General features: G+C 45.2%; 5 protein-coding genes. 4 read left to right on the top strand and 1 reads right to left on the bottom strand.

The window, feature by feature from the left end; translation table 11 throughout:
* The 4 genes from B4W65_RS16710 to B4W65_RS16695 form a co-directional block, all read left to right on the top strand.
* The coding region (locus tag B4W65_RS16710) for a phage baseplate assembly protein V (RefSeq protein WP_146697827.1) at positions 1–645 on the top strand (645 nt) is incomplete at its 5' end.
* 37 nt (positions 646–682) lie between these two features.
* Entirely contained in the window at positions 683–1,405 is a 723-nt protein-coding gene (locus B4W65_RS16705; RefSeq protein ID WP_088656306.1) for a PAAR domain-containing protein, read from the top strand.
* A complete protein-coding gene (locus B4W65_RS16700; RefSeq protein WP_088656305.1) occupies positions 1,395–4,670 on the top strand; it encodes a hypothetical protein in 3,276 nt (1,091 codons plus the stop codon). The genes B4W65_RS16705 and B4W65_RS16700 overlap by 11 nt, the downstream gene beginning before the upstream one ends.
* Before the next feature lie 11 nt (positions 4,671–4,681).
* Positions 4,682–5,932: a hypothetical protein gene (locus B4W65_RS16695; protein WP_088656304.1), complete on the top strand. Its 1,251-nt coding sequence runs from the start codon at positions 4,682–4,684 to the stop codon at positions 5,930–5,932.
* Between the two features lie 71 nt (positions 5,933–6,003).
* On the opposite strand, the gene B4W65_RS16690 is transcribed toward B4W65_RS16695, so the two are convergent.
* Positions 6,004–7,231: McrC family protein (locus B4W65_RS16690; protein WP_088656303.1), on the bottom strand; the 1,228-nt coding region annotated here is incomplete at its 5' end.

The raw sequence follows: 7,231 nt of genomic DNA, 5'->3' as shown, positions 1-7,231 counted from the left end.
CAAACACCCGGCGCCGGTACCAGCGAAGTCATAGAAAAGAACCGGGGACTCTGGTTCATCCCCGAAATCGGCGACCAGGTCATGGTCGCCTTCGAGCAGGGCGATCCCTCCCGGCCCTTCGTGGCCGGCAGCCTCTTCCACATGAACAACACCAGCGGCATGGTGGCCGACAACAACATCAAAGCCATCACCACCCGCAGCGGCCACACCATCGAGTTCGACGACACCGACGGGGCCGAGAAAATTCACATCCGCGACAACGGCGGCTCAGTCATTACCTTCGACACCCAGGAGAAGTCGCTGCTCCTTTCCTCCGTCGAGAACATCGCCCTCAGCGCCAAGAACATTACTCTGAATGCCGAAGAAAACATCACCCTCGGTGCCCAACAAAACGTTGAACTGGCCGCAGAAGCAGACGTCTCTGCTGTAGCCAAAGGCAACGTGGCCCTGCAAAGCGACGGCGATTCCACGCTGGCCGCCAAAGGTGCCGTAAACATCGAAGCCAAGCAAGATGTGGCCATCAACGGCATGAACGCTGCCGTGGAAGGCAAACAGAATGTAGATATGAAAGGCGGCGTGCAGGCCAATGTGAGCGGCTCCATGACCTGCGTAAAAGGTGCCGCCTTTAAAATAGATGTAATGTAGTAAGCAGTAATAATCCAAAGCAATAAACCACACAGCTATGGCAGGAAAACCAGTAGCCACCATCGGCAGCATGCACGTCTGTCCCATGGTCACAGGATACATCCCCCACGTAGGCGGTCCCGTAAGCGGACCCGGCATGCCCGGTGTCACCGTTAATGGTCAACCCATCGCCGTTATGGGCGACATGTGCACCTGCGTAGGGCCCCCGGACACCATCGTTCAAGGCTGTCCCGGCGTCACCGTAAACGGCAAACCCGTAGCCACCATGGGCAGCATGACGGCCCACGGGGGACAAATTACCGTCGGCGTCCCCGGCGTTACCGTTGGCCCCAACACTCCCACACCCGATGCCGTAATGCCCCTCAAAAAAATCCCCTTCCCAAAAATCTCGCTGCTCGACATTGTTGGGGCTGCCGTTAAAGGCAAGGGTAAGGATTTGAAACAGGCCAGGAAAAATCAGGAAGCAATCAAAAAGGCCGCGGAAGAAGGGGACAAGGATGCCCCACCAAGAATTTTAGATGTACAAATGGTGGACGAGAACAGGCATAAAAAAAGAGGCGTAAAACTTGACGAGAAGACCTATATCCTGGCGACATTTCAGAATGTTAAAGATGGAGAAACTGCGACCATAGTTCTTCGTCACGACACACAGGATGGAGAAGAAATCACCAAACTAAAAGGGGAAGTTAAAGACGGTGAACTAATGGTGGAATGGACAGCGGATAGTAACTATTATAAAGAGAAGGACAATGAGCAATAGCAGCGAGATATTTCAACGAGATGTTTTCATCGAAGTTGAAGTTCCCGGAGCAGAAAAAGCAACATCAAATGATCAATATGTTTTTGATGGCGTGCGCATCTTCCCGCTCAGGTTTGGAATTTTTGATGCGAACAGAGAAAGTGAACTCACATTTATCACAAACAGTTCAAAAAAGTGCGAAGGACTTGCTGAAGTGGAAGGCTTTCCAAAACTCAGCTCCGCATCTCCGTCAAAAGAACAAAAGCTTCACCCGCAGCAGGCTGCGGCAGCCGTTGCAGATGCAACCGCGATAGCAAGCCCAGCAGTAAAGCCCTTATTGCCGGTCTCAAGAGGAGTTCAGTCACCGCAATCCTTCGAATACAAATACTATCCCGTTCCGCTCAATGAAGGTTATGTGTACATTACAAGCAAACTGGCTAAAGGGGTTTATGAGTTTGATTATCTTTGGAATGCAGGGCTTGTTTTTTCCCAATTCATCACCGAAAAAGAAGCTGGAAATCGTACCGCCCGAAATGCCTTCTACTTTGACGCTAACATCAACGACGAAATCAGATTGTTTTACTCTCCCACACCCTTAACCAAGTCCATTGTATTGGAAGAGTTGTATAAAAAAACACATCCCCATCAAACCATCATCAACTGTAGCGAATGGAGCAGCAACGGGAAAGGGGCGTCGGATCTCGGTAAAGGCATTCTTGAGGATGTTGATGCCTGGATGGCCATTCCTAAAACGAGTGACAAGCGTATAAACACTGCCGTTCAAAAGCATGTCTTCGAAGAACAACTGGTTTACACCATCCAAAACAACGAGAAAGAAAGCAGAGACAACACAACCAGAGATGTTTTTGTGATGCTGCATGACCCTTTTGGCATAACAGCGCAGGTCAATGAGGATTTAGTCAATGCACATTTAGAGCATGAAGCCTTGGTTCGATCCATCCGAACAGGAATAGACCCGAAGCAAATTTTATCCATTCTTAAGAACAACGAGGAGGGCAAGGCATTAACCGACCAGGAGTTGGTTCAGAAAATAAAACTGGATGCGGACCATAAAAAAAACCTGAAGCAAATATTCTACATTCACTCACTTGCAAGTGGACTATACAGAGCGATATACGACAATAATCACAAATTCCCCAAAGCAGAGAAAGCAGAAAACGACATAGATAAGGAGCGCTTGCTGAAGGTGCTTGCAGTGGACGAACGCATAACATGTCACAGGAAAATTGAAGGGCTTAGACACGTTTTAAAAACCGTTATTGAGGCAGATGGTTTTCAATCGTTTTGTAAATTTCATAATACCATTAAGGAGCCCACAGCGCCGGAGGAGCAAAGTGCTTTTTGGGATGCATTGATCGAAATAAAAGCCTGTATTGGGACATTTTACTCAAGCATTGCCCAGCGACCGTTTGATAAAGACCAAATATTGAATCTTTCAACCTTGTATGGCGATTCTGCAAAATATGCTGCTGATGATCCAGGTTTCCTCGCAATAAAAGCTTTTAATAGTGAAGAAAATGAAGCGGGTAAATTAATTAACCGGGTTATTAGAGTCGAAGACTACCTGGACAGCAATCACGGGAAAAAGTCAGCCACCAAACCCTCTGAAGAGAAAACAAATATCAATGCTTCGCTCATAAGTAAATACATCACGACCACCCATCAGGTATTAACAGCCATAACCAAAGTAGGATTCACGCCCATAGAGATTAAGTTCTGTAAAACCGTTAATACCGAACTGGGGCGTACTGTAATTCCCTTAACTCAGGACGAGGTTGTAGAAAGACTCAACAAAATTGCCAAACAACAGGGTGGGATGCGGTATGAAGCAGTAACCGGTTCCTGGAAGAGAACCATTGATGGGGAAAAAGGAACTGTAACCATCGACATCAAGCGTGCACGGATTTCAAAACTTGAAAGGGTGGCGCATGCGGTTGCAACCAATCCGCTCTTCACCCTTGTTATTGACCTGCTGGCCATCAAAGGGGCCACAAATATTGCAAAATCTCATCCCATCAGAAACACATTAGATGTGGCAGCGTTGGTTGTTACCGTACAAAACACCTATGCAAAGTACAGCCAGATGGTGGCCGGCACCAAACCTCCACTCATACATACGGGTACCAAAGCACTTCGGGTATCGTGGGGCACAGCAGGGGCATACATCGGTATAGCTATTGATGTGTATGACGGGGTTGAAACCTGGAGCACCAGAGATTACGATGCCATGGCCTGCAGTATTGTGAGTGCCTCCACCGGCTTATCCAGTCTTGCCATTACGGCCTTCTATGCCAAGGCCTCATGGGCAGGCTGGGCAGGCTTTGCTACGATTACCATTGCCATTGGCACAAAATTCTTGTACGCCTATTTTAAAGATACGCCCTTTGAAGAGTTTGTGAAAAAGACCATGTTTTACGATTGGTTTAGGTATAAGACGAACTCCGAAGCATATGCAAACCTGCTAGAACTTGGGAATGAAGAGTTTCGAAAGAAATCAACAAAAGCGAAGACGAACGCAAACGAGTTGTATATTGACGTCAGTTACTTGTTAGAAGAGTTCATTTATATACACAGCTTTCTTTTTTACTTTAAACCAGAACTATCCTTTATAAAAAAGAATGTACATGTAATTAATAAGTACGGGCAAGTGCTTGGCACCCGACCAGTAATAACCGAATTGATGCTGAATGTCAGCAGCGATCTTTCATTACTGGCTGCGGATGTTCAGGAAATAGAAATAGAGTGCTTTTTTGTAAAAGACCAGCTTGATCTTTGGTTTGGTTACCAGGAGCAACCGACTCCACTTTTTAAGAACAAGGACTTTGAAGGCCTGTTTGTTTCGAGAAACCTTAGTGAGAAAATCAACAGCCACTTGCCATTGACGAATGATGAGCGTAAATTCTTGAGTGAGCAGTTACGGTTCAGGGGTATTGAAGATACAACGCTTGAAAACAGTCGATTTAAGTTTTGCTATCGAAGAAAACTGGGGCGTGTTGAGAATTTTGATGGAAAGCGTTTAGAGTTTATTGGTACGGAGCCAATAGCTGCTGAACACGGTGATGGCAACCATTTACTTGTGCTGATGGCAAGAATGAAAACTTCGGATGGGCACTACATACCCATGCCACACAATACAACCAAGGAGGAAAGGTGGCTTTGTTATACTTACACATCCACATTGCCCGCCAGGGCAAATGAAGCCAAGTTAACTCTGACAAAGAGCAATATAAGCACCAAAGCGGAGTACTGGAGAAAAACGATATAAACCGATTTAATATGAAAATAAGTAAGTCTGCCCAAATCTCACTGGCCATTACAACCGGAGTGTTAACCATCGCACTCAGCTCGATGTTGTTTATGGGCGCCTTTTTTGTAAATGACCGATTAGAGCCTGCGCTTGAAAGGCCAGGAAGCGATAGTATTCATAGACAATTATTGGTTGAAGATAATCGACAAGTCAGAGATGCTTTGATTAAGAAGCTAAACCATCTTGAAGAAAGAGAACTCACCATCTTCGAAAAAGCCTTCTTAGGCCTGCTCCAAGGATCAGTTTTTCTTCTTGCCATAGCGGTTCTGCCCTTTGGGTTTGCACTCATATTTAAAATTGGGCCTTCTAAGGATTTGTTTTACAGAGGCATCCAAAGTCGTAAATTTAGCTTGGATAAGCAGATGTTGGCCGAAGCGGAGAATCCCGGGATTTACAAATTTCATCGGGTCGATGATGAATACTTTATTTTCAGTAAGCCCAAACTGCGCAGGAAATTAATCAGAACCTTCGTAATCTGGACCCTAATCACCACAGTGGCCTTTGTCGGTCTCTACGATCCCAACACCGTAGAAATTCTCGGCTTACCAGTAGCAGCACTCTTAATAACTCTGGCCATATTCTTAAGAATGGTATTGCCGGCTCCCCGACTGGTTTTTAATCGTTTAAAAGGGCAGGTGAGTTTAAAAGGCAACATAGTTAACCCCGGATTTACTGCCAGCTTTGATAAAATAGACCCTTCTATGATGTATGGTGAATTAATGGCTATAGCACATCCTCAATTGGCTTATGGAATACTTGCCTTTGGGGCTTACGACCAAAGTACATGGAGTTTTTACACCCAATACATGGATAAAAATCGTCCGCTTCCTTTGGGTTCTGCCCTGGACGACTATCGTGAAAAAGATTTTGAGCGAAGAAAACAAATAGGCTACAAAGCCCCCCTGTATCCCTCAGCCATGTACATCTGCGATGCCAACAGTGGCCATGTAAATGGCACAGCCGATTTTAAGAAGGAAATAAAATCTTTCAAACTAAAAATTGAAGACGCACACAGCAAGGTGCTTAGTTATATGGAGAAGGATGGCAACATCATTATGGAGCCCTACAAGTTATGCTTTTTAGGTTTGTACCGCGACTTTATGGTTTTTAAGTTTATGGATGCGCCAGTCTACGAGGACCTACAAGTATTTTACAATGAAAATGAAATTAAGGGATGCTATCTAATTCATAAGAAGACAATGCGAGTAGAGGAGTATTGATCGTCATGAGTATACTTTTAGAATGAAATACTGGTACCCTTTTGGGTTGAAATAAACAGGCGGTAACGTTTTTATATTTGAAAATGAGGGGTCAGCATGCTCCGGAATACATCATCAGCTATTTTGGCCTGCCACAGCTTAATATCCTCCATTACCCCAATAGAAATCAAGCTGCAGGAGTTGTCGCTTAATCCCGAACCGGACTCATGGTAGAAAAGGCCCGATTGCTGGCTTGAGTCGGCGTTGGGAAACACCAACGCCACGTGTTTGGCGTTATAGTACTTCAGGTACACGTACATCTGCCTCAAATCATGAGGCGAAGGATTCCCTTTTGTGAGATTTTTCCATTTTGTATCCAGAACAATGCAGTCGTCTCGATCCATGTTGATGACGATGTCGGGTTGCATTCTGGAACTGTAGCCAGCAGCCGGTTTCCAAAAGCTTTTTGTGTTCTGCGCAGTTATCGTGCAGCCATGAGCCAAATGCTTTCTCAGACTGGCGAAGACAAAACGCTCCCATAAATGATTCATATCAAACATAAGGGCCAACACATCATTTAATCCCACTCTTACATCCGGATGATGATTCAGCAGCAACAGCTTCGCAATCTCCATTGCGTTTTTGTATTTGTTGGTTTTTCGGTCGTAAACAATACGGCCAAAGGTGCTTTTCGAAATTCTTAAGTCTTGCGACTCAGGAAAGTCGAGTAGGAGGGAAGTAATTCTGCTTTGAAGCTGCACATTGTTATTAATCCTTTGTAAGAGCCTGAGCGCCTTATACAAGACCTGATGAAAAACATGCTCCCTATAGTAGCTTGAGTAGTTTACAAAGAAGCGCTCCTTATGAGTCAAGTTGGTACTGATCTGTTTAGGAAAATTAATACTCCCCTTTAAAGCATTTAAGTTTCCGGTAGTTCTTCGGTACTTTTTAATCAAGCCCCTATGCAGCAAATATTCCAACTCTGCCACAAAGCGCTCAAAATACAAATCGAGAATCGAATTGGACCTTAGCTGAAGAAAGCTTGAGCTGGGCGTATGAACATCAAACAAACCAACGGCCCTAAGCATTCCAATTAAAACCCCACGCCAATCCTGCGATTGCAATTGTTTATCTGCCTTAGGTAAAACCTCAATGCTGGTATTGCCAACCATCAATGCCCCCACATATTCTTTAAACTTGACCCCATTATGAATGAGGTCAAAATACGGAACCCCATTTTCGCCATAAAAGCGCTGTAAAGCCGTTAGTTGGTCGGGCAAAATCCTTTGTTCCCCCTGTAGCCTTCCCCAAAAATAGGAC

The sequence above is a fragment of the Geofilum rhodophaeum genome, from assembly GCF_002210225.1.
Taxonomy (GTDB): Bacteria; Bacteroidota; Bacteroidia; order Bacteroidales; family Marinilabiliaceae; genus Geofilum; species Geofilum rhodophaeum.
The sequence above is the reverse complement of the archived record's forward strand: the minus strand, read 5'-3'. Positions and strand labels throughout refer to the sequence as shown.

Bases quoted from the DNA above. Each gene is read 5' to 3' on its own strand.
- B4W65_RS16705 (WP_088656306.1), top strand. From the start codon at position 683: ATGGCAGGAAAACCAGTAGCCACCATCGGCAGCATGCACGTCTGTCCC.
- B4W65_RS16700 (WP_088656305.1), top strand. From the start codon at position 1,395: ATGAGCAATAGCAGCGAGATATTTCAACGAGATGTTTTCATCGAAGTT.
- B4W65_RS16695 (WP_088656304.1), top strand. From the start codon at position 4,682: ATGAAAATAAGTAAGTCTGCCCAAATCTCACTGGCCATTACAACCGGA.